The sequence below is a fragment of the Stenotrophomonas sp. RS-48 genome (genome assembly GCF_030053245.1).
GTDB lineage: Bacteria > Pseudomonadota > Gammaproteobacteria > Xanthomonadales > Xanthomonadaceae > Stenotrophomonas > Stenotrophomonas maltophilia_P.
The window spans coordinates 38406-62038 of sequence record NZ_JASGBV010000031.1 but is presented as its reverse complement, the minus strand read 5'-3'; the positions used below and the strand labels follow the sequence as shown (position 1 = coordinate 62038).

At 66.4% G+C, this 23633-nt stretch carries 17 protein-coding genes and 1 tRNA gene; 10 read left to right on the top strand and 8 right to left on the bottom strand.

Going from position 1 to position 23633, the window contains the following annotated elements; genetic code table 11:
* Positions 1-83 precede the first annotated feature (83 nt).
* From QMZ25_RS07105 to QMZ25_RS07095, 3 genes are all read left to right on the top strand, one after another.
* Positions 84-3437, top strand: coding sequence for a TIM-barrel domain-containing protein (locus QMZ25_RS07105; RefSeq protein WP_277381173.1), 3354 nt, complete (start codon positions 84-86; stop codon positions 3435-3437).
* Between the two features lie 119 nt (positions 3438-3556).
* The gene (locus tag QMZ25_RS07100; RefSeq protein WP_180877111.1) at positions 3557-6532 is read left to right on the top strand and encodes a TonB-dependent receptor; all 2976 of its coding nucleotides are present in this window, start codon (positions 3557-3559) and stop codon (positions 6530-6532) included.
* 65 nt (positions 6533-6597) lie between these two features.
* A complete protein-coding gene (locus tag QMZ25_RS07095; RefSeq protein ID WP_262101364.1) occupies positions 6598-7953 on the top strand; it encodes a Gfo/Idh/MocA family oxidoreductase in 1356 nt (451 codons plus the stop codon).
* 93 nt (positions 7954-8046) lie between these two features.
* Here the strand turns inward: QMZ25_RS07095 and QMZ25_RS07090 are convergent.
* Positions 8047-8123: transfer RNA gene (locus QMZ25_RS07090), tRNA-Arg, on the bottom strand.
* A gap of 149 nt (positions 8124-8272) precedes the next feature.
* On the opposite strand from QMZ25_RS07090, the gene ubiA reads away from it, so the two are divergent.
* The 3 genes from ubiA to QMZ25_RS07075 all read left to right on the top strand — a co-directional run bounded on the left by ubiA (position 8273) and on the right by QMZ25_RS07075 (position 11111).
* The gene (ubiA, locus tag QMZ25_RS07085; protein ID WP_074900081.1) at positions 8273-9166 is read left to right on the top strand and encodes a 4-hydroxybenzoate octaprenyltransferase; all 894 of its coding nucleotides are present in this window, start codon (positions 8273-8275) and stop codon (positions 9164-9166) included.
* 105 nt (positions 9167-9271) lie between these two features.
* Entirely contained in the window at positions 9272-10696 is a 1425-nt protein-coding gene (locus tag QMZ25_RS07080) for a TIGR00366 family protein (protein ID WP_283219365.1), read from the top strand.
* A gap of 241 nt (positions 10697-10937) precedes the next feature.
* The gene (locus QMZ25_RS07075) at positions 10938-11111 is read left to right on the top strand and encodes a hypothetical protein (protein ID WP_283219364.1); all 174 of its coding nucleotides are present in this window, start codon (positions 10938-10940) and stop codon (positions 11109-11111) included.
* Between the two features lie 52 nt (positions 11112-11163).
* On the opposite strand, the gene QMZ25_RS07070 is transcribed toward QMZ25_RS07075, so the two are convergent.
* From QMZ25_RS07070 to QMZ25_RS07045, 6 genes are all read right to left on the bottom strand, one after another.
* Positions 11164-11781 (bottom strand): YiiX/YebB-like N1pC/P60 family cysteine hydrolase, encoded by a 618-nt coding sequence (locus QMZ25_RS07070; protein ID WP_065181487.1) that lies wholly within the window; start codon positions 11779-11781, stop codon positions 11164-11166.
* Between the two features lie 59 nt (positions 11782-11840).
* Positions 11841-12524, bottom strand: a complete 684-nt coding sequence (locus QMZ25_RS07065; RefSeq protein ID WP_283219363.1) for a VOC family protein — start codon at positions 12522-12524, stop codon at positions 11841-11843.
* 90 nt (positions 12525-12614) lie between these two features.
* Positions 12615-13703 carry an alpha/beta fold hydrolase gene (locus QMZ25_RS07060; RefSeq protein ID WP_283219362.1) on the bottom strand — a complete coding sequence of 363 codons (1089 nt, stop codon included), beginning with the start codon at positions 13701-13703 and terminating at the stop codon, positions 12615-12617.
* A gap of 30 nt (positions 13704-13733) precedes the next feature.
* Complete coding sequence (locus QMZ25_RS07055) at positions 13734-14558, bottom strand: AraC family transcriptional regulator (RefSeq protein ID WP_065174337.1); 825 nt, start codon at positions 14556-14558, stop codon at positions 13734-13736.
* 181 nt (positions 14559-14739) lie between these two features.
* A complete protein-coding gene (locus tag QMZ25_RS07050) occupies positions 14740-15336 on the bottom strand; it encodes a DNA breaking-rejoining protein (RefSeq protein ID WP_065181490.1) in 597 nt (198 codons plus the stop codon).
* Positions 15336-17111, bottom strand: coding sequence for a S8 family serine peptidase (locus QMZ25_RS07045; protein ID WP_283219361.1), 1776 nt, complete (start codon positions 17109-17111; stop codon positions 15336-15338). The genes QMZ25_RS07050 and QMZ25_RS07045 overlap by 1 nt, the downstream gene beginning before the upstream one ends.
* Positions 17112-17397: 286 nt before the next feature.
* On the opposite strand from QMZ25_RS07045, the gene QMZ25_RS07040 reads away from it, so the two are divergent.
* Positions 17398-17838, top strand: a complete 441-nt coding sequence (locus QMZ25_RS07040) for a DUF2231 domain-containing protein (protein ID WP_053518153.1) — start codon at positions 17398-17400, stop codon at positions 17836-17838.
* A complete protein-coding gene (locus QMZ25_RS07035) occupies positions 17831-19141 on the top strand; it encodes a sorbosone dehydrogenase family protein (RefSeq protein ID WP_283219360.1) in 1311 nt (436 codons plus the stop codon). Before QMZ25_RS07040 ends, QMZ25_RS07035 begins: the two co-directional genes overlap by 8 nt.
* A gap of 69 nt (positions 19142-19210) precedes the next feature.
* On the opposite strand, the gene QMZ25_RS07030 is transcribed toward QMZ25_RS07035, so the two are convergent.
* Positions 19211-19873 carry an exopolysaccharide biosynthesis protein gene (locus QMZ25_RS07030; RefSeq protein ID WP_283219359.1) on the bottom strand — a complete coding sequence of 221 codons (663 nt, stop codon included), beginning with the start codon at positions 19871-19873 and terminating at the stop codon, positions 19211-19213.
* A 149-nt stretch (positions 19874-20022) separates the two neighbouring features.
* Between QMZ25_RS07030 and yidA the strand changes: the two genes are divergently transcribed.
* Positions 20023-20856 carry a sugar-phosphatase gene (yidA, locus tag QMZ25_RS07025; protein ID WP_279941884.1) on the top strand — a complete coding sequence of 278 codons (834 nt, stop codon included), beginning with the start codon at positions 20023-20025 and terminating at the stop codon, positions 20854-20856.
* A gap of 362 nt (positions 20857-21218) precedes the next feature.
* Entirely contained in the window at positions 21219-23537 is a 2319-nt protein-coding gene (locus QMZ25_RS07020) for a TonB-dependent receptor (protein WP_283219358.1), read from the top strand.
* Positions 23538-23633: the final 96 nt, after the last annotated feature.

The following is a 23633-nucleotide window of genomic DNA, read 5'->3' as shown; positions in this document are numbered from 1 at the left end:
CATTTGTTGACATCTTTCGAATCCCTGCCCTAGAGTCGGCCCAACCGCTTTCGAAACGCCCGGTGAACGGGTTGGGAGTCCGCGTGGAAATCTGCATTCGTCGCTCGCCGCTGATGCTGGCCCTGTTGCCGGTACTGCTGCTGGCGTCCATGTCGGCCCACGCCGAACCCATCGGCAACCTGCGCTCGGTCACCGCCAGCAAGGCGGGCCCGCCCGCCTGGGACCTGCAGACCGACACCGGCGCGCGTGTGCGCATCGAACTGCCGGCTGCCGACATTGTCCGTGTGCAGGCGGGGCGCAAGGGGGTACTGACCGGAGCCGGCGACAAGGCCGCGCCGATCGTGCTGCCCCAGCCCAGTGCCGACGTGCAGGCACAGCTGGAAGAAGATGCGCAGGAGATCCGTCTGCGCACCGGCGCACTGGTGCTGCACGTACAGCGCCAGCCGCTGCGCCTGCGGTTGGAGCGTCTGGACAATGGCCAGCCCACTGCGTTGTGGCAGGAGCTGCAGCCGCTGGACCTGGATGCTGCACAGAGCGTGCAGGTACTCTCGTCGCAGCCCGACGAAGGTTTCTTCGGCGGCGGCCAGCAGAACGGCCGTTACCAGTTCAAGGGACGCGAGCTTGAGGTGTCCTACTCCGGCGGCTGGGAAGAGGGTGATCGACCGAGCCCGGCGCCGATGCTGCTGAGCAGCCGCGGCTGGGGCATGCTGCGCAATACGTGGAGCGACGGCAGCTACGACCTGCGCCAGCCCGATCAGTCCACCCTGCTGCATCGCGAAGATCGTTTCGACGCCTACTACTTCGTCGGTGCCGATCTGCCGGCATTGATCGAGCGCTACACGCAGCTGACCGGCCGCCCCAACATGGTCGCGCGCTGGGCGCTGTCCTATGGCGATGCCGATTGCTACAACGACGGCGACAACGCGAAGAAGCCGGGCACCGTGCCCGAGGGCTGGAGCGATGGCCCGACCGGCACCACGCCTGACGTGGTCGACAGCGTGGCCAAGCAGTACCGGGCACACGACATGCCCGGTGGCTGGATCCTGCCCAACGACGGCTATGGCTGCGGCTACAAGCAGTTGCCCGAGACGGTGAAGGGTCTGGCCGGATACGGATTCCGCACCGGCCTGTGGACGGAGAACGGTGTCGACAAGATCGCCTGGGAAGTCGGCAAGGCCGGCAGCCGTGTACAGAAGCTGGATGTGGCCTGGACCGGCAAGGGCTATCAGTTCGCGATGGATGCCAACCGCCAGGCGTTCAATGGCATCGTCGACAATTCCGATTCGCGTCCCTTCCTGTGGACGGTGATGGGCTGGGCCGGCATCCAGCGCTACGCGGTTGCCTGGACCGGTGACCAGAGCAGCAGTTGGGATTACATCCGCTGGCACGTGCCGACCCTGGTCGGCTCGGGATTGTCCGGCATGGCCTATGCCAGTGGCGATGTCGATGCGATCTTCGGCGGCAGCGCCGAGACCTACACCCGCGACCTGCAGTGGAAGGCCTTCACTCCGGTACTGATGGGCATGAGTGGCTGGTCGTCGAACGCGCGCAAGCACCCGTGGTGGTACGACGAACCCTACCGCAGCATCAACCGCGACTATCTGAAACTGAAGATGCGGCTGACGCCGTACATGTACGGGCTGGTGCACGACGCCGCGCAGACCGGCGCGCCGCCGGTGCGTGGGTTGATGTGGGATTACCCCCGCGATCCGCACGCGCAGGACGAAACCTACAAGTATCAGTTCCTGCTGGGCCGTGATCTGCTGATCGCACCGGTCTACCGCAGCCAGGCGGCCAGCCGTGGCTGGCGGCGCGACATCCATCTGCCGGCCGGTGGATGGATCGACTACTGGGATGGCCGCCGCGTGCAGGCCGGCGCCGAGGGCCGTCAGCTCGACCGCCAGGTCGACCTTGCCACGCTGCCGGTGTTCGTGCGCGCCGGGGCCATCCTGCCGATGTATCCGTCGATGCTGTTCGATGGCGAGAAGCCGCTGGACGAGGTCACCTTCGATCTCTATCCGCAGGGCGATTCGCAGTACACGCTGTACGAAGACGACGGCAACACCCGCCGCTACCAGCAGGGCGAATCGAGCACGCAGCAGATCCGCGTGCAGGCGCCGGCACAGGGCAGTGGCCCGGTCCAGGTGCAGATCGCGGCCGTGCAGGGCACCTACCAGGGCCAGCTGGCGCAGCGTCGCTACGGCCTGCGCGTGTTGAGCCGGCAGGCCCCGCGCGCAGTGCAGGCCGGCGCCCGTGTGCTGCCCGCGCTGGCCGACGCGGCAGCCTTCAACGGTGCCGACGAAGGCTGGTATTTCGATGCCCGTGAGCGTGGCGGCACCGTCCATGTGCGTACCGCCACGCAGGATATCCGCCAGCCACTGCAGGTGCAGCTGGACTTCGCCGTGACCGCCGCCGCTGCGGACGATGCTTATCCGGCCGCGCCGGTGCTCGGCCGCGAGCTGCCGGCCGACAGCCTGCTGGTGGTCAACCGCCCAGCGGAAGAGCCTGGCCATCCGCTGGAGAACGCGTTCGACGATGACCCGGCCACCTGGTTCCGCAGCGTGCGCAACCAGGCCGTGCGCACCGGCGCCCACGAATGGGTGGTCGGCTTCGGTGAGCGCCGGATGATCGACGGCATCGAGCTGGCGCCACGCAACGACAAGAACTGGAAGCATGGCCAGGTCCGCGACTACGAGGTGTACCTGGGCGACAGCAATGGCGAATGGGGCGAGCCGATCGCCCGGGGCCGGCTGCAGTTGAAGGAAGGGATGCAGCGCATCGACTTCCCCGCACACGCCGGTCGCCTGCTGCGTTTCCGGGTGCTGAGCGTGCAGAACCCCGAAGGCGACGGCGCCAGCAGCACCGACCCGATGGTCACTGCGGCACAGGGCAGCGCCCGCGCGTTCGACGCGTTGCAGCCACGCGATGTCGGCCCGATCGCGCTGTCCACCTTCCACATCCTCGAGCACCAGGAACCGGAGCGACCGGCCCGGCAGCGCTATCTCTCCGAGCTGCCGGTGCCGGCCGCGCTGGCCAGCCAGGTGCGCGCCGACCAGGCGTTCCGTGGCGAGGCCGGCATGCGCATGAACGGCCTGCAGTTCCGCCGCGGCCTGGGAGTGGGCGCGAACAGCCGCATCGACCTGCGTCTGCAGGGCGGCTGGCGCCTGCTGCGTGCGGATCTGGGCATCGATGATGCCTGCCGCAGCGCAGGCGGCCTGCAGTTCCAGGTCTGGGGCGACAACCGCCTGCTCTACGACAGCGGCCTGGTGAAGGCGCCCGGCGTGGTCAAGCCGGAGCTGGACATCCGTGGCCTTACCACCCTGAGCCTGCGCACGCTGGGTGCGCAGGGCAGTCAACCCGCCCAGGTCTGTGCCAACTGGGCCAACGCCGTGCTGATCGGCCAGGAGGGCGACTCCGCCAGCATCGTCGCCCCATGACCCCTTCGTAACACCGCTCCTCCCCCGCCCATACCGACTGCGGCCTGCTGGCCGTGGCCCGGGAGCGTTTTGCCCGCTGATCCACATTCGCGCCGCACCCCTGCCAGGAGAGAACCCCGATGTTGCCCGCACGCTACCGCCGCCCCCCCTGTCGCACGATCGCTCCGCTGACGCTGGCCATTACCGGCGCGCTGCTGTCGGTCGCCCTGCCTGCCGCTGCGCAGGACAGCAAGGACAACGCCACCGACCTGGCCCGCATCGAGGTCACCGGCTCCAACATCCGCCGTACCGATGTGGAAACCGCTTCGCCGGTCCAGGTCATCAGCAAGCAGGACATCCAGAACATGGGTGCGCGTACGCTGCTGCAGGTGCTCGACAACCTGCCGGCTGCCCGCCCGGCGCAGCAGGATTCGCGCTCGCTGTTCACCGGCTCCGACGGTGCCTCGCAGGCCAATCTGCGTGGGTTGGGCGCACAGGGCACGCTGGTGCTGCTGAACGGTCGTCGCCTGTCGTACTACGGCGCGCCCGCCGGCTTCCAGACCCAGTTCGTCAACATCGATGCGATCCCGGCTGCCGCCATCGAACGCATGGAAGTGCTCACCGATGGTGCTTCGGCGGTGTACGGCACCGACGCCGTGGCCGGTGTGATCAACGTGATCACCAAACGCAACTTCCAGGGCGCGGAGATCAACTTCACCAACGATACGTCATCGCGCATCGACTCCTACGGTGAGCGCCAGGCCAGCATCACCGCCGGCTTCGGCGACCTGGCCGAGAACCGCTTCAACATCTACGGTGCGGTCAACATGTACCGCCGTGACGCGATCCCGTTGCGTGATTTCTACGACAAGCGTCCCGAGCAGTACTACGTCAACAATCCCAATTACCTGACGAACCTGCGCCTGGGCGTGGGCAGCAAGCCGGGTGAGTTCAACCCGGGCAGTTACTTCGCCTTCGATCCGGTCACCGGCCGCCGCGTGCAGGAGGCCGCACCCGGGTGCAAGAACGTGCTGCAGGGCGAGGCCGCCGGTCCGCGTTGTGTCTGGGAGACCTGGATGAACAACGAGATCGACGCCGGCGCCAAGTCCGAGCGCAACACCGCCTACCTCAATGGCACCTTCCTGGTGGGCGACTCGACCGAAATCTTCGCCGAGGCGACCTACACCGACATCGATCTGCGTGCCAATGGCGGTACACCCCGCAGCTATGGCACCACCACCGGTAACCCGACCAGCTGGTTCTCCCGCGATACCGGCACTACGGTCAACCAGTTCCTGTATCCCTACCTGGGGCCGAACAACGAGTACAACCACGCCAGCCCTGAACTGAAGGCGATGATGGGCGGCGTAGTCGGCCTGCAGTACCTGCTGCAGGATGCCGGCGCCAACTACTTCGGCCAGCGCAACACCGACAAGAGCTACCGCGTGCTGACCGGTGCACGTGGCAACATGGGTGACTGGAACTGGGAAACTGCTTTCGCCACCGCCGGCACGCACTCCACCACCTACCAGACCATCAACGTCAACCTGAAGGGCTTCGAGAAGGCCTTCGGCCCCTACTCGGTGGATCCGGGTACCGGGCGGGTGATCATTTCCGACCATCCGGCATACAAGTTCGGTGAGATCAGCGAAGCCAACGCAGCGCTGATCCGCGAGGCGTTCCCGACCTTCGACATCCAGTCCTGGACGCGCCTGCACACCCTGGACGGCAAGATCGAAGGCCCGCTGTTCCAGCTGCCGGCCGGTGAGATGCGCGCCGCGTTCGGCTTCAATGCCAGCCGCGAAACCTTCTACACGCCGGGCAATGCCGACGCAGCCGCCGGCCTGATCACCCAGCAGGGCGGCTCGTGGTTCGACGGTGCGCGCAACACCTATGCACTGTTCGCCGAAACGGTGGCGCCGATCACCGACAAGCTGGAACTGGATGCCGCGGTCCGCGTGGACAAATACCCGAACTTCAGCGCCAACGTCGCACCGAAGATCGGCTTCAAGTACCAGGCATTCGATCAACTGATGCTGCGCGGCACCTATTCGACCGGCTTCCGTGCGCCGAGCCTGGCCGAGTCCGGCAGCGGTGGCGTGTTCGCCCAGCTCGGTGGCTACCGCGATGAGGTGCGCTGCGCCGAGACCAACGCGATCGCCGACCTGTTGCGGCAGTCGCAGCGCGCCGGTGACGTGGACCTGGGCAAGAGCCTGGCCAACGTCGATTGCAGCCGCACCGTGGCCCGCATGACCCAGCCCAACCAGGACCTGAAGCCGGAGAAGGCCAAGATCGCCACCCTGGGCTTCGTCTACGAGCCGGCCAGCTGGCTGTCGGTGTCGGCCGACTACTGGTTCATCTACCGCAACAACGAGATCGTCGCCCCGGATTTCAGCCGTGATACCGACATCATCTCCTCCACCCGTTCGCCGATCACTGATGCCGATCGCGCAAACCTGGCCCAGCTGGCGGCGATGTGCGCCGACCCGGCCAGCGGTGTGAGCTGCCCCTCGGTCCTGCCCGGCTACAGCGTGGGCAACGTGGCCAGCGTGGTCGGCCAGTACAAGAACCGCGGCAAGACCCTGGTCGACGGCTTCGACGTGGACGCACGCAGCCGCTTCTCGCTGGGCGAGTGGGGCGGGCTGAACGTGGGCCTGGCCGCCACCATCGCCAATCGCAACCGCTACTACATGGATGAGGAAAGCGGCTGGTACTACGGCGACGTGGTGGGCTACTACAACAACCCGCGCCTGCGCGCCACGCTCAACGCCGACTGGACCTACAAGCAGGTGACCACCAGCATGTTCGTCAACTACGTGGGCGGTACCAAGTGGGCCCGTGACCGCGTGGATGAGGTGGATAACAACAAGGAGACCTGCACCGCCGGCTACCTGGCGCTGCAGGCCAGCAAGTGCGACGGCGCGCCGTCCTGGTGGACCGCCAACCTGAGCGTCACCTGGCGCCCCGACGACGCCTGGAACCTGAGCTTCACCGTCAAGAACCTGTTCGACCGGCTGCCGTTCTACGATCCGAACAGCTTCCTGGGTGACTCCAGCGACTACGCGACGATCTTCGGCCGTGGTTACAGTGTGACCATCGGTTATCGATTCAAGTAAGCAGGTTCGAGTGATCCAGCGCGCCGGTTGCGGCCGGCGCGCTTCCAAGAGGAGAGATGTTTGCCATGAAACGCAGGGAGTTCATCGCGGCCAGTGCCGCCGTCGCCGCCAGCAGCCTGTTGCCACAGACCCCGGCCTGGGCGCGCGGGCGCACGCTCCGCCTGGCCATGATCGGTACCGGCATGCGCGGCCAGGTGCTGTTGAAGGAGCTGGTGCGCCGCGACGATGTCGAGGTCATTGCACTGTGCGACATCGAGCCGATCATGCTGGGTCGTGCCGTGGACATGGTGACCAAGGCCGGCAAGCCTGCGCCGAGGACCTACGGCCAGGATCGCGACAGCAACGCCTGGAAGCGCCTTCTGGAACAGAAGGGCATCGATGGCGTGATCATCGCTACGCCGTGGGAATACCACGCGCCGATGGCGATCGCCGCCATGCAGGCGGGCGTGGCCGTAGGCTGCGAGGTGGTGGCCGGCATCACCCTGCAGGACCACTGGGATGTGCTGAAGACCCAGCTCACGACCGGCACGCCGTACATGCTGCTGGAGAACGTCTGCTACCGCCGCGATGTGATGGCCGCCCTGCAGATGGTGCGACAGGGCCTGTTCGGCGAGCTGGTGCATCTGCAGGCCGGCTACCAGCACGACCTGCGCGGGGTGAAGTTCAACTCCGGTGATCCCAGCCAGCCTTACGACAGCGGCGTGGAGTTCGGTCCCAAGGGCTGGAGCGAGGCACGTTGGCGCACCGAGCATTCGGTGGAGCGCAACGGCGAGCTCTACCCCAGCCACAGCATCGGCCCGTGCGCGATGTACACCGGCATCAACCGCGGCAACCGCTTCACCCATATCAACGCTTTCGCGACCAAGGCACGCGGCCTGCACGAGTACACCGTGGCCAAGAGCGGTGGCACCACCCACCCCAGCACCCAAGTGAAGTTCAAGCTGGGTGACATCGTGACCACCACGCTTGCCTGCGAGAACGGTGAGACCATCCTGCTGCAGCACGACACCTCGCTGCCCCGACCGTACTCGATGGGCTTCCGCGTGCAGGGCACCAAGGGTCTGTGGATGGACGTCAACCACTCGATCCACATTGAAGGCCGCAGCCCGCCGCACCAATGGGAAGAGTTCAAGACCTACCAGGATCAGTACGAGCACCCGCTGTGGAAGCAGCATGCCGACACCGCGGCCAGCGCCGGTCACGGCGGCATGGACTGGTTCGTCATCCATGCGTTCGTCGAGGCACTGAAGGCCAAGGCGCCGATGCCGATCGACATCTACGATGCGGTGACCTGGAGCGCGATCACCCCGCTGTCCGAGCAGTCCATTGCCAATGGCTTCCAGACGCTGGAGTTCCCTGACTTCACCGCTGGCGCGTGGAAGCAGCGCAAGCCGATCTTCGCCTTCGACGGCACGTACTGATCCGTACACCCACGGTAGCGCCGGGCCATGCCCGGCGTTGCTGTGTGGACCGGTGTACCCGCCCCGACAATCGGTGGCCTGAGCAGGGAAAGATGGCGCGCCCGGAGGGATTCGAACCCCCGACCAATGGCTTCGGAAGCCACTACTCTATCCGGCTGAGCTACGGGCGCGTTGTAGAACCGCCACGCCATCAGGTTGACCGAGGCGGGCATCGCAGCGCCATGAGGCGGTGCGGGAGGGGCATTCTATCCAGTTTTGCCGCACAAATCTCCCCCCGGCTGGCAAAGTCGTTCCAGCAGCGCCGGAGTATCCTATCGCCATGGCCGATACCCCCCTTACTTCGCCGCATTCGCCGGCGACGCCGCGCTGGCGGCATTACTGGAGTCTGATGCGCGCGGATCGTCCGATCGGCACGTTGCTGCTGCTGTGGCCCACCTGGTGGGCGCTGTGGCTGGCGGCAGGCGGCATGCCGCCGCTGTGGACCCTGTTCGTGTTCACCGCAGGTGTCTGGCTGACCCGCTCGGCGGGGTGTGTCATCAATGACTACGCCGATCGCTGGCTCGACCCGCATGTGGAGCGCACCAAGGCCCGTCCGCTGGCGACAGGGGCGATCAGTGGCCGTGCCGCGCTGGTGCTGTTCGCAGTACTGATGCTGGTGGCATTCGGACTGGTGCTGACCCTGAACGGGCTGACCATCGGCATGAGCTTCATCGGCGTGTTCCTGGCCGCCAGCTATCCCTACCTGAAGCGTTATACGCACCTGCCGCAGGTCTATCTGGGCATGTCGTTCGGCTGGGGTATTCCCATGGCATTCGCCGCGGTGCAGGGCGAAGTGCCGCTGCTGGGCTGGCTGCTGTACGCCGGCAACATCCTCTGGTCGACCGCGTATGACACCTGGTACGCCATGGTCGACCGCGAGGACGACCTGAAGATGGGCTCGCGCTCCACGGCGATCCTGTTCGGGGACCTGGATCTGGTGATCCAAGGGGTGCTCTACGCCCTGTTCCTGGCGACCATGGCGCTGGTCGGTGTGCGCGCCGGCCTGGGGAGCTGGTACCTGGCCGGCCTGGCGGTGGCTGCGGCGCTGGTGGTGTACGAATTCTGGATCTGCCGCAACCGCGAGCGGGGGCCATGCTTCAAGGCGTTCCTGCACAACAACTGGGTCGGCGCGGCGCTGTTCGCCGGTATCGCGCTGGATCTGGCGCTGCGCTGACAGGCGCAGCCGGGAAGGGGCCCGTACCGTCCTACGACCAATAGGCGACTGACAGTCCCCGCCGCGAGGCCGAGAATCGAGCCATCGAACCTGGGAGGGTAGGTGATGGCCTCGACGGCAGCAGTACAGGATGGCTGGATGGCGCGCGCAGCGCTGCGCTCGGCCTCCTGGGCGGAAAAGTGGTTCCCTGATGCCTACGTGTTCGCGGTGCTGGGCGTGGTCATCGTCGCCCTGGCAGCCATCGGCTTCGGTTCCACGCCGCAGACCACGGCCAGTGCCTTTGGCGATGGCTTCTGGAGCCTGATTCCGTTCACCATGCAGATGGCCTTCGTGGTGATCGGCGGTTATGCCGTGGCCACCGCGCCTGTGGTGGCGCGCTTCATCGAACTGCTGGCGCGGATGCCGCGCACGGGGCGCGGTGCGGTGGTCTATGTAGGCCTGGTCAGCATGCTGGCTTCGCTGCTCAGCTGGGGCTTCTCGCTGGTGTTCGGCGGTCTGCTGGTGCGTGCATTGGCGCGCCGGACCGATCTGCGCATGGACTACCGCGCAGCGGGTGCCTCCGCCTACCTCGGCCTGGGCGCGGTCTGGGCGATGGGCCTGAGTTCTTCGGCTGCGCAGCTGCAGGCGAACCCGGCCAGCATGCCGCCGGGGCTGGTGGAGATCACCGGCGTACTGCCCTTCACTGAAACCATCTTCCTGTGGCAGTCGATCGTGCTGACCGCGGCGTTGATCCTGGTGTCACTGCTGATTGCCTGGTTGACCGCACCGGCGGCTGGCAGTGCGCGCACCGCTGAATCGTTTCCCGGTGCGGCGCAGGCCGAGCCTGAGCCGCTGCAGCGCCGCACGCGCCCCGGCGAATGGCTCGAATACAGCCCACTGCTGACCGTGCTGCTCTCGTTGCTGGCCTTCGGATGGCTGTTCAACGAGTTCGCCAACAAGCCGGTGGTGACCGCAATCGCCAACCTCAATACCTACAACTTCCTGTTCATCTCGCTCGGCCTGCTGCTGCACTGGCGCCCGCGCAGCTTCCTCAACGCTGTGGCCAAGGCGGTGCCCAGCACGACCGGTGTGCTGATCCAGTTCCCGCTGTATGGCGGCATCGCGATGATCCTCACCCACGCGGCCGGCGCCGATGGGCAGACGCTGGCGCACCGGCTGTCCAGCCTGTTCGTGCACATCGCCAGCACCGATACGTTCGCTCTGGTGATGGGCGTGTACTCGGCGGTCCTGGGCTTCTTCGTTCCCTCCGGCGGCGGCAAGTGGATCATCGAAGCACCGTACGTGATGCAGGCGGCCAACGAACTGAAGGCGCACCTGGGCTGGGCTGTGCAGGTGTACAACGCCGCCGAAGCACTGCCGAACCTGATCAATCCGTTCTGGATGCTGCCGCTGCTGGGCGTGCTGGGCCTGAAGGCCCGCGACATCGTCGGCTTCACCTTCATCCAGCTGCTGGTGCACATCCCGCTGGTGCTGGGCCTGCTGTGGTTGCTGGGCATGACGCTGGATTACGTGCCGCCTGTGATGCCATGAGGTGCTGCGCCCGCTGCGCGGCCGGGCCGGGCGGGCGCCGCTGAATGGGTCACAGCCTCTGCGGGCATGAGCACATGCCGAACCCGCATGAATCCTTCAGCCGCTTGCGGCACAAGGGGCCACGCCGGTTCATTCACGCGCATGCACATTTCTGTAGCTGCGTCACAACGCATGGTTAACCCACCGCTGCAGACGATGGCCGCAACCACCGCATTCCGCGAGTGGCACTGGAGACACCGCAATGGGCCAGCACAATCAGAACCAGCAGAACCAGCAGAACCAGAAGCAGCAGGATCAGCAGGATCAGCAGGATCAGCAGGGGCGCGGTCGCGATCAGCAGCAGCAACAGCAGCAGGAACAGCAGCAGCGCGGCCAGCGCAATCAGCAGCAGGGCGGGCAGGACGAGGAAGAGTGACCCTCGCGTCCCTGTCCAGCATCGCCTGAAGCCCCGCCTTGTGCGGGGCTTCTCATTCCAGTGTGCCGATCCGCTCCAGCACGGGCGCCGCCGACATGTCGTTGGGATTGGTACCCGGTACGCCCTGCGGTACGTCCATGCCCATGCTGCGGTAGAGGTCGATCCAATGCCGGGCGATCTTCCCGGTCTGCGGATTGCGGAAGTTCATCGGCTGCAGCGCGAATACATGGTGGGCACGGAAGGCACGCTCGATGAAGTCCGAGCAGTAGTAGCTGTCATCGTTCGGCACGTAGGAGGCGTTGTAGGGCCTTCCAAGCAGGGTACGCGCGGTGGCGACGGCGTCGCCGATGGCAGCGTTGTGCGGTGCGCGCAGGCGGTAGACCACGATCTGCCGCAGCCGGGCGCGCGCCTCCTGCTGGAACGTAGCCAACGTCTGCCGGCGCGAGCCCTTCTCGTCCGCATGCAGCACTTCCCAGCCCTGCGTCGTGGCGGCCACCAGGCCAACATGATCGAAACCGGGATGAGCCTGCGTACCGGTCGCATCATCGATGGCAGCGCTCAGGCCACTTTGCCCTGCGGTGACGAACAGCAGGTCGCCCTCCTGGAGATCCACGGCCGTCGCCGCGGCAGCGGGCAACAACAGGGCGAACAACAGCAGGATGCGGCGCATGGAGGGTCCGGCAACGGGAGGGAGCGCCATTGTAGGTTCCTGCACGGCACACGGTCCGTTCAGCCCCGCCGATGCGGTACGGCGCGTACCTCCCAGCCCAATTCCGCATCCCGCAACTCGCCCGCGGGTACATCTCCCAGAAGCACCTGCAATCCCCATGCGTTGGGCAGGTCCTTCTGTTCGGGGAACCAGCGCCGGTCGGCGGCAACGACGATCAGCAGGCCCTCGTCATCGCCCATCGGTGCGAACTGGGCCGAGGGCGCGCTGATCGGTTGCAGGCCGAAGCGCCCGGCGGCCTGCAGGCGCACCGAATCGACATCGTGGCTGGGCAGACCGACTTCGCTCAGGCAGGTCATCTCACTGCCATGGAAGGCGCCCTCCTGCGGACTGCACGGAAGCCGGCGCCGGCCGATCAGCTCCAGGATCAGTCCATCCGGGCCGGTGAAGTACACCGACTGCGATTGCCAGCTGCTTTCCAGCGCGAAGTAGTCCAGTCCTGCCGGGTTGCGCTGCAGCGGCGTACGCTCGCGCAGCCAGGTCATGGCGGCCGCGAAACGGTTGTCCGGCACGTTGAAGGCCAGGTGCACGCCGCCGACCGCGACGTCCTCGGCCAGCCGCAGCTCGATCGTGCTCCAGCCGATGTGGATGCGGTTGCCGCTGACCGGCAGCTGCAACACATCGCGGAAATAGGCCGCCACCCCGGTGACGTCGGATACCGGCAGGGTGAGATGCAACAGACGCATGGTCTCTCCGCCTCGAAGCGTGCGCTGACAGTGTAGTGGCACGGGCCTTCGCGCGCCGTCTTCATCCGTGCAACCGGGCGTCGCGAAGCGCTATGGTCGCGGCTTCAGGGCGGCCTCGAAAAACCGCTGCGCCTCCGCCACGGTGCGTGCATGCGTCTGCGCTCTTGGCGTCTGGCTGCTGCACAGGGCGGGCAGTCGCTGCTGGCCCAGCGGCGTGCATTCGGACAGGAAGTCGTAGTGGCCGACACCGGGCAGGACATCCAGTCTCGCCTCCGTGATGGACGCCTTGGCGACCTCCGCGTTGGTGGCTGCAGGAGCGACCGTGTCCGCCGCGCCCTGGATGATCGACACCGGTTGCCGCAGCGCCTGCAACTGCTGGGGCGGGAACGCCTGCATGATCGCCGGTGCCATCAGGAACACGGCGCGCACACCCGGGACCGGGCGGGCATCATCGGCGTGGGCCATCCACGGCGCCAGATCCGCCGCCGCCGCCGCGGCCTTGCGAGCCTCCAGGGTGTGCGACGGCGCCTCGCTCTGGGGCTGGCACACACCGTCATCCGGATGGGCTTCGCAGAAATCACGCAACCGCCGCAGGTCCGGTCGCGCCCCCGCCGCCAGCAGGGCCGTGTAGCCTCCGGCCGAGAAGCCCATTACACCGATCCGCTGCGCATCCACGTGCGGCCCCAGCTTGGGATCGGCCTGCACGGCGGCCAATGCGGCGCGCAGATCATCCGCACGCAGCCAGCTCAGCATGCTGCCCTGCAGGGTCAATTCATCCACGCCGTTGTTGCCGGGATGGTCGACGGCGATCACCAGATAACCAGCGCGCGCCAACGCGGTGCCCAGCCAGCCCATCATGCGGGCGCTGCCGCCGTTGCCATGCGAGAGCAGCAAGGTCGGCAGGCGGCCACCGGCAATGGCGGCCTCCGGCGCCGCCTGGCCCACCACGAACAACGTTGCATCGGGCGGACCGATACGCAGTGGCACTTCGCTGCTGCCCGCCATAGCCGGATACCAGACGGTGTAGCGAAGCGTATCGCGCTGCTGCGCGTCGCGTACCGCAGCGCTGGCCACGGTGGTCACCGCCTGGTGTTCGCCGGCCAGGCCACTGCCGGGGACGCCGGCGAGCGACGCGGGGGCAATCAGGACCAGGCCCAGCAGCAGGTGCATCAAGCGCATCGCACGACTCCTTTCAGTGTGTTGCATTCATCAGGGGTGGGGGTCCACGGGCAGCCAGATCTCCACACCGCCATTGCCGCTGTGCTCGTCGAAGCGGGCGTCGTAGCGTTCCAGGTCCGGCGCCGCGGCAAGACTCAATCCGGAGGTGGGCAGATAGTGATCCAGCAACCAGAACCAGGTGGCGCGGATGGACGAGATGTGGCCGTCATGCCAGGCCACCAGATAGCGGCGCGCGGGAATCTGCAGGCGCTGCCAATGTGCTGGAATCGAGGTCAGCGCGGCGCTGGGCAATGCGGCCAGGTAGGTGAATCCGCCGTCGTCATCGCTGTCGTGGCATACACCAAAACTGACCGGTGCGGGTTTGGGCCATTCCCGGTTGAGCTGCGCCCATTGGCCGGGGATGGCGCCACTGCTGTGGCGGGTGTGGCGCATGCCGATTCCGGCCACCTGGAACGAAGGCGTGTCGAGCAGGCGCGGTGCCACGCTGCAGGCGGTGGGAATGTCGTCCACGCGCGCCGCCTGCACCAGGACCAGATCCGCAGTGCCGGACTCGCGCACCCGTTCGGGGGTCTGCCCGAACTGCTCGCAGAAGGCACGGGTGAACGCGGCATGCGTGGAATAACCGGCGTCCATCGCCACCGGCAGGATTTCGTCGGCGCCGTCGGCCAGCCGCTGCGCTGCCATGCTCAAGCGGCGGCCGCGCAGGTAGCGCATCACCGACGTGCCGGTGCGCGCGTGGAACAGACGCGACAGATGGAAGGGCGACAGGCCAGCGGCAGCCGCGATATCGGCCAACGCCAGCGGACGGCCCGCATGGGTTTCGATGTACCACAACGCCTTGCCTGCCGCGCTCATCCCGCCATCCCCGCTGCACTGTCCGGCACAGTAGCGGATCGGCTGCCGCTGCGCTTAGCAGTTCTTGCGCAGTGGATGCCTGACATGGGGGAGAGAACCGGGCCGCCGGTCGACTCCGGCAAAGTCCCCGGCCGGCCGGGAGAGCCGGCCCGCCGGGGATACCACACAACGCTTTACCGCCTTACTTGGTTTCTTCCCACTGCACGACGTCGGGCTCGGCGGCGCGGATGCCGGCGGTCGACAGCAGTCGTGTGGTCGCGTCCAGTGCGGCGTTCACCGATGGGTACTCGACGATCGCACGGCCGGAGGCCTTGGACACCTTCACCACGGTGCCGCCGGTGGCCGTTGCCGCGCGCTGTGCGGAGGCCGCATCGGTGAAGAAGACCTTTACCCGGGAGGTGGCCACCACCGGCGCGCCGTCGCTGGAAACGGCGGCGGCGAACTTGCCGGCACCAGCATCCAGACGTGCAGCGGCACCGGTGCTGCTGGCCTCGGTGGAGCGCTTGCTGCGGGTGCCAGTGGCGGGCGCCGGTGCGTCGGTCGAGGGCGTGATGCGGAACTCACCGCCCTTGGCCTGCTGCACGGTAGCCGACGGCGCCAGCTGGAAGCGGGTCGCGCCCACGTTGAACGCGCGGCCCGTGGCCCTGGCCTTCAGTTCCTGTGCGTCCACGGCAGACAGGCTCCGGGCTGTGGGGGCCTGGGTCGAGCTCTGCGCCCAGGCGGTAGAGGAGATCGCCGCGACGGCGAGGGTGGTCAACAGAATGGTCGTCTTCATCATCAGTGCCCCAGAACGCGGATCTTGAAGAATTCGAGGCTGCCGCGCGACGCTGCGTTCGCGGACTGCCCCATGTCGGTCACTTCCAGGGTCCAGGTGCCGTTGCCGGTCTCATCCAGGAAGGCGTTGCTGGACAGCAGGTCCCAACTGGTGAAGTTGCGCTGGATCGCCACGGAACCCGACAGGCCGGAGCCGATCGAGGTGAACGCCGGTTGCACCACGCTGCGCGTCCCGCTGGGCGAAACCAGCACGAACTGCAGCTGGCGGGTGTTGCTGTGATTCACCCGGAAGCCCAGCTGCACCGATTCGACGTTGCGTGCGACATTGGCCAGCTGCACCGTCAGCCGCGCTGCCGCAGCGGAGGTGTTGCCGATGGCGACCCGGCGCGTGGTGTTGCGCCATCCGCTGTCCACCAGCGGCCCCAGAGACTGGAAGTTCTCTGCGACCTCCACCGCGCGCGCCGCGTTGACCACGCCGAAGCCGTACCAGTTGCTGTAGGCCCGGTTTGCAGCGTTGACGGTCCAGCCCGGCACCAGCGTGCGTCCATCGGCGAGTGTCACGGCAGGCTGGTTCGGGTGGTTGCGGGTGGCTGTGGTGGCCAGGATGTACTTCACGTCGCGGTACGTCAGGTTGGGATTGGTTTCCAGCACCAGCGCCGCCACGCCCGACACCATCGGCGCCGAGGCCGAGGTGCCATTCATCTTGGCGGTGTAATTGCAGGTGCTGTCGACAGCGGACTGATTGCCGTCCAGTGTGTTGCGCAGGCTCGCGTTCTTGTTGCTGCCCTGCGCGCAGCCGGTGACATCGGTGGTGACGATGGCCGGATCGTAGCGGACGGCAGGCTGGCCCGGGACGACCTGCCGCTGCCAGCCGTACTCGCCACCGAATGCGGACACCCACAGCGCGGCACCGGTGGACGAATAGGACGAACGTACGCCGTCGGCGCGTATCGCACCCACGGTGATCACATTGAACAGATTGTTGCGGGGGTCGCGGCCGGCAGGCACGCAGCCGGTGCCGCGGTTCTTGGTGTCGGTGGTGCAGACATCCTGCGTCTGGCTGATCGATGCGTTGTTGAAGTTGTTGCCGGCGGACTTCACGTAGATGCCGCCGCTGCCGCCGCGCGTGCCGGACAGGGCCTGCTCGTACGCGCGGATATCGTTCTCGCTGAACGCGAACGGCAGGTTCGGATTGCCCGGGCCTGCGCCCCAGCTGTTGTTGAACACCTGCACGTCGGCGGCCTCGGCGCCGTCCCACCACGAGTACTCGATGTTGGCCGTCTGGCTGCCGCTTGCATCGGAGGCCAGTACGTTGAAGCCCTTCAGCGTGGCCGCCGGGGCGACGCCGCGCACGCCCACGCCGTTGGCGCCCACCGCGCCGGCAATGCCGCCGACCATGGTGCCGTGATTGTCCACATCCGGAGCGGAGGGGGAGGGGTTGTTGGAGTTGTTGGCAAAGTTCTTGCCCGCCACGGCTGCCACATTGGCGGCCAGGTCCGGGTGGGCGATCTGCAGGCCGTCGTCGACGATGCCGATGATCACTCCTTCGCCGCGGATGCCATTGCGGAACAGCCCATCCACGTTCAGATCATTGCCGGCAACCGGGCGCGTGTCGCCCTGTACCGCTTGCCCGGTGTTGAGCAGATGCCATTGGATGCCGGCCAGCGGATCGGCCTGCTGGGCCTGGGCGGTCACGGCCAAACCGCCCAGTACCAGGGCAGTGGCCAGGGCCAGCCGCGCGGAGCGCGGTGGCGCGGAGTGGTGCGTGTGTCGCTTCATACACGAATCCTTCTGTTGTGAATCGGCCTGGCAGGACGGCGGGACGGAATTGCCCCATCGCAACGAGCCAAACGCGACACAACCGAGAACCCCCTACCTCTTCACGGCAGCAATTTGCAGATGTGCCGATTGCGTCACAAACACTCATGCCCCGCGGTAATGACGACTGCGTATTCCTGTTGTAAGGCCGAGCCTGGCGTCGCCGCAGAACCGAAGGCTCATCGCGCGCCTTCACCACCGACTGTGCTACCAAGGCCCCTGCACTTCCCCGCAATGGAGCAGGACGATGGTCAATCCGCTGGCCCAGGCCCATCGTGGCCTTGGCACGACGCTGTTCAGCCTGTTGAACCCGATCCCGTTCGGCTTCTTCGTCGGCGCCCTCATCTTCGATGCCATCTACCTCAACTCTGCCGAGGTGATGTGGGGCAAATCCGCGGCGTGGCTGATCACGTTCGGCCTGCTCATCGCCATCGTGCCGCGACTGATCAACCTGTTCGCCGTCTGGCGCCGGGGCAACACTGCCACGCGCATCGACCGCCTCGATTTCCTGCTCAATCTGGTGGCGGTCGCCCTGGCCATCTGGAACGCCTTCGTGCACAGCCGTGATGCGTATGCGGTGGCCGTTCCCGGCACGATCCTGTCGGCGCTGACCGTTGCACTGATCGGTCTTGGCCATGTCCTGTTGTCACTGCAGCCGCCGGTGCTGCAAGGAGGCCGTCATGGTTGATCGCATCGTGCCTGCTGCAGGCGGGCTGGTCCTGGCCGCAATCCTGTCGGCGTGTGCCGGCAAAGCCGAATATCACCCCAGCGAACAATCCGGTGCGCATCCGCCGCTGCCGGCGCCGGAGAACTACCTGATGCCGCCCATGCAGGTACCGCGCGGGGTGGGCTGGGCCGATGGGCAGGCGCCGTCGGTGGCCGACGGACTGAAGATCGAGCGCATCGCTGCCAACCTGCAGCACCCTCGCCGCCTGCTGACCCTGCCCAATGGCGATGTGCTGGTGGTGGAAGGCAACGGTCCGGGCACCGAGCCGGTCACCACCCCCAAGCAATGGATTGCCGGCAAGGTGAAGGCGCGCTCGGGCAAGGCCGGCAAGGGAGGCAACCGGGTCACGCTGCTGCGGCGCGCGCCCGGTACTGCCACATGGACCCAGCACGTCTACATCGAGGGCCTGCATTCGCCATTCGGCATCGCCCTGATCGGCGACACGCTGTACGTCGCCAACACCGACAACATCATGAAGTACCACTACGTGCCCGGCGAAACGCGCATGTCCGACAAGGGCAGCGAATTCACCGACCTCCCCAGCACCGTCAACCACCACTGGACCAAGGATCTGCTGGCCAGCCGCGATGGCAGCAAGCTGTACGTGGGCGTGGGCTCCAACAGCAACATCACCGAAAACGGCCTGGCCATCGAGTACCGGCGCGCGGTGGTGCTGGAGGTGGACGTGGCGACCAGCGGCAGCCGCATCTATGCCTCCGGCCTGCGCAACCCCACCGGCCTGGACTGGGAACCCAGCACCGGCAGGCTGTGGGCAGTGGTGAACGAGCGTGACGAGATCGGTGCCGACCTGGTGCCGGACTATCTCACCTCGGTACAGGAACATGGTTTCTACGGCTGGCCGTACAGCTACTACGGCCAGCATGTGGACGAGCGTGTGCAGCCGCAGCGGCCGGATCTGGTGGCCAAAGCGATCCGCCCGGACTACGCCATCGGTTCGCACGTGGCACCGTTGGGGCTGCTGTTCTATACCGGCCAGGCACTGCCGGCGAAGTACCACGGCGGCGCCTTCATCGGCGAACATGGCAGCTGGGACCGCTCTCCGCTGAGCGGCTATGAAGTGGTGTATGTGCCGTTCAAGGATGGCAGGCCGAAGGGGCGTCCGCAGACCGTGGTCAGTGGCTTTGCCTCGGAGGACGAGAAGACATTGAGGGGCGCACCGGTGGGCATGGCCATCGACAGCGAGGGCGCCCTGCTGGTGGCCGACGACGTCGGCGATGTGGTGTGGCGTGTGTCGGCCAGGTAGCTCTGCAGAGTCCAGCCATGCTCGACTGCTCTGGATCTGGCTTCTGTAGGGCCGAGCCCGGGCTCGGCTCTACAGTTCCGTGGTACCGCTGCGGAGCCCGCTGAACACCGATTCGGCCGCAAACCCGACGCCGCCCAGCAGCACGCCGAAGTACGCAACCGTGGCGACCAGGAAGGCATAGCCGGCCGCCACCGCCGCGCCATCACGCTGGATGAAGCCGATGGCGAAGGACATCAGGGCAAGTGCCGGCAGCGTGTTGCTGAAGGGAATCGGCCCGGCCGGCGCCATCAGCAGCAGCGTGGCCACGATCAGGGCCAGGTTGTTCAGGCGCATCATCTTCTTCGAGCGCACCATCACCGCCAGCCGCATCGGTCGCGACAGGCGCTCCATGCGGTGCACCCACTTCAGTGCGCGGCCAAGGTTGGCCTTCAGCTTGTCGGTGGCGATCTCGCGACGGGCCAGCTTCTGGGGCACCCACAGCGGGCGGTTGCGCACCCGGCTCAGGCCGATCAGCAGGATCGAGGCACCGAATACGGTACTCAGCCCGGGAATCGACACCGGAATGATGAAGATGGCCGAGAGCAGGATCACGATCAGCAGCAGGCCTTCATCGCCCAGCGCGCCGAGCAAGGTGCCGACGCTGACCTGGTCACCGGGCAGCTCGTCGATCATCTGCTCGATCTGCTGGGCCAAGGGGGCGCTGTCGTTGGTTTCGGGGGCACGGTAGGTCATGCGTCGCAAGCTTCTCCAGGGAAGGGCGGTCAACGGGCCGTCCTGCGGTGTGGGACGCACAGGCTCTGGCAGTATCCCGGCCAACGTGGGCAAAGAGGTGAACCGGGCATGAGGGGGTAAACTGGCGTGCCCCGCATGAGTTGAACGCAATGGACATGGGCCGCAGGCAATCGACCGTCGAACTGGTCGCCATCGACATGGATGGCACCCTGCTGGATCCCACCCACGCGCTCACCGCACGCGCCAAGCAGGCTATCGCGCAGGCGCGCGCGCTGGGCGTGCACATCGTGCTGACCAGCGGCCGCCCGGTCCCCGGCCTGGCGCCGTTCCTGCACGAACTGGGCATCGATGGCAACGACGACTACTGCATCGCCTGCAACGGCGGCCTGGTGCAGCGCATCGGCACGCGTGAAACGGTGGTCGAGTACCCGCTCAGCTTTGACGATTTCCTGTTCTGCGAGCAGGTGGCGCGCGAACTGGGCGTGCACTTCCAGGCGCTGGACAGCCAGCGCATGTACACGCCCAACCAGGACATCAGCTATTACACGGTGGCCGACTCGCACCTCTCGCGCATGCCGCTGTCGTACCGCCGAGTGGCCGACATGGATCCCACCATGTCCTTCATCAAGCTGATGATGATTGATGAGCCGGAGGTACTGGATGCGGCCATTGCGCGGTTGCCCAGTGAGCTGACCGAGCGTTTCGCGGTGCTGAAGAGCGCACCGTTCTTCCTGGAGGTGTTCGATCATCGTGCAGGCAAGGGCCCCAGCCTGCAGAAACTGGCGGAGCACCTGGGGATCGACCGTGCCAACGTCATGGCCATCGGCGATCAGGAGAACGACCTGACCATGCTGCAGTACGCCGGCACCAGCGTGGCGATGGGCAACGCCATTGACGCGGTGAAGGCGGTGGCGCGGTTTGAAACCACCAGCAATGCCGATGACGGCGTGGCACGCGCCATTGAGCGCTTCGTGCTGCGGTAACCGCGTCATCCCTGTGCTCTGGTAGGTGCCAACCTTGGTTGGCACACACAAACGGCAAGCGCCGACCAAGGTCGTCCCCCGCCACGCCAGGGCTATACCCACGTATAACCCACCCATCCCCATCGCCATTCGCGCTGTACCACGGCCCAATGGCGGACGCGGCAGTGCGATGCAAGAATTCCGCACGTCGAAATCACGCCATCGAATGATGCGGCAGATGATCGTCTTCTGCTGCTGACCGGCGCGCACCGCGTCGTCTCCCCTTCAACGCAATCGCACCGCCAGCCAGGGCGCCGACACCGGTGCTGCAACGCGCTGGGCGTGCGCCTGCGCCGCTCTCCCTCTGCACCCTGGATCTGCCCATGAGCACCCCACCCACGACGCGCCTCGCCCTGGCCATCATCGCGGCCATCGCAGCCCCTGCGTACGCCGCAGACACGCACGACGCTGCGCTCGACACGCCCACTACGCTCAATGCCCTGCAGGTGATCGCCACGCCGCGCGGCGCCGCCGTTGCACCGACCCAAGTGATCGGCCCCAACCGCTACCTCATCAAGGCCGAAGACCTGGACGCGATGCTCACCGGCAACAACGGCCTGGCCATGCTGAAGCAGGTGCCCGGCGCCAGCTACACCGCCACCGACGGCCTGGGCCTGGATATCTCGGCCACCAGCCTGTTCGTGCGCGGCTACCGCATGAACGAAATGGGCATCACCTTCGAAGGCGTGCCGCTGAACGACAACGGTTTCCTTTCGCTCACTGGTACCAGCGTGGTGAACGTGGGCGTGCCCGATGGCATCGGCGTGATCACGGTCAGCCCCGGTGGCGCACCGGTCAGCGTGTTCTCCAGCAGCGTCAACGGCGGCAGCCTGGAGTACTGTCTGCGCGAGCCGCGGGACACGCCCAGCCTGCGCGTGAAGCAGGGCGTAGGCAGCAACAGCACCCTGGTCACCACCGTGTCCGGGCAAACTGGCCAGCTCGGCGAACATGGCCCGAAAGTGCTGGTCGACCTGCAGCGGGTGTCGGCCGACAAGTACCAGGGCGAGGGCACGCAGAACTTCCTGCGCGGCGACCTGAAGCTGCAGCAGGACGTCGCCTGGGGCGATTTCACTGTGTTCCTGTCCGACAGCAAGGCCAAGGTCTGGGGCTACAACAACATCTCCTTCGACATGATCCGCAGGCTGGGCTGGAAGGCCGACATCTTCTACCCGGACTACGCGTGGGCCTGGTACGTGGCCTCGCCAGAGAATGCGGACAGATCCTGCGGTGCCTACACCTGCGGTGAGCTGTCCGAACTGATTCCGTACGACACCGGCCAGAGCACCCGCGACCGGGTGTCTTCGATCAACCATCGCTTCCAGATCAGCCCGGCGCTGGGCGCCAACGTGCAGCTGTACAACGCCAACAGCCACACCCAGGCCACGCTGACCGACCCGAACGTGCCGTCGCCCAACGGCGCGCCGTTCTCCGAACAGGTGCAGACGCCGCACCTCAACCGGCTGGGTGGCATGCTCAACCTGCAGTTCGAGGCCGGCGTGCACACCTTCACTGCCGGTTTCTGGCAGGAGAAGAGCAAGGCCGCGGCCAAGACCGAGTGGTACCAGCAGCCGCTGCTGGGCGAGGGTCCGCCGCTGAAGGCCACCGGTCCGTTCGATGTGTACGGCCCGGCGTTCAGGACCGACAACGCATCGTGCTGGGTGACCCGCTCGCGTCAGTTCTACCTGCAGGACGACATCGTGCTGAACGATACGCTGAAGCTGGGCGTCGGCTTCAAGGCCGTGGATTTCCGCACCAGCGGTGGCGGCCTCGGTGATGCCAAGGACCGGCCGGTGAACGGCACGCTGCGCGCGAAGAGCAACTTCCTGCCGCATGTATCGTTGTTCTGGAGCCCGACTGAATCCACCGATGCGTTCATCGACCTGGTCAACACCATGAACGGCTACCGCGTGGCCCAGCGCGGCAACATCGGCTACACCGCCTCGGCGTGGACCATCACCGACCAGGATGAGTTCGACCGCGTAGCCGGCACGCTGCGCCCGGAGAAGAACTGGAACCTGACCATCGGTGCTTCGCATCGTTTCGACCGACTGACGATCACCGGCGACGTGTTCTACAACGACATCCGCAACCGACTGCTGTCGGCCGCCATCGGTACCCAGTTCGCGCAGATCAACACCGTGCGGCTGATGCCGAAGATGCATGTGATCGGCGCCGACCTTGGTATCACCGCCGACCTGACCGACCACCTGCAGTTCTACCAGGGCGTGGCCGTGGCCCGTTCGTACTACGACAGCGATTTCGTGGTGGGTGACACGGTGTACCCGATCAAGGGCAATGCGCAGCCGGGCTACCCGCAGATCTCGCTGGTCAGCGACCTGTCCGTGCACTTTGGTGACTGGCGCTTTGGTGCCACCAGCACCTCGTACCTGCGCCAGCCGTTCACCTACGAGAACGACATCCGCGTGCCGACCTTCTGGCAGGTCAACACCTATGCCGCCTACCGCTTCGGTGCGGACAGCGCGGTACCGGGGCTGGAACTGCGGCTGGACGTGAGCAACCTGTTCAATCGCCACAACATCGGCACCGCCACCATCGCCGGCTCGTCATTCTCGGGGGATTACCAGAGCCTGCAGCGCAGCGCGCCCCGGCAGCTGATGTTCAGCACCTCGATGGCGTTCTGAGGCAATGATGGTCGGGGTCAGAGCCCTTTGCCCAGCAAAGGGCTCTGACCCCAGACCCACCTTTGCGCGGCCGGCAGCGATTTTCCGGCAGTGACG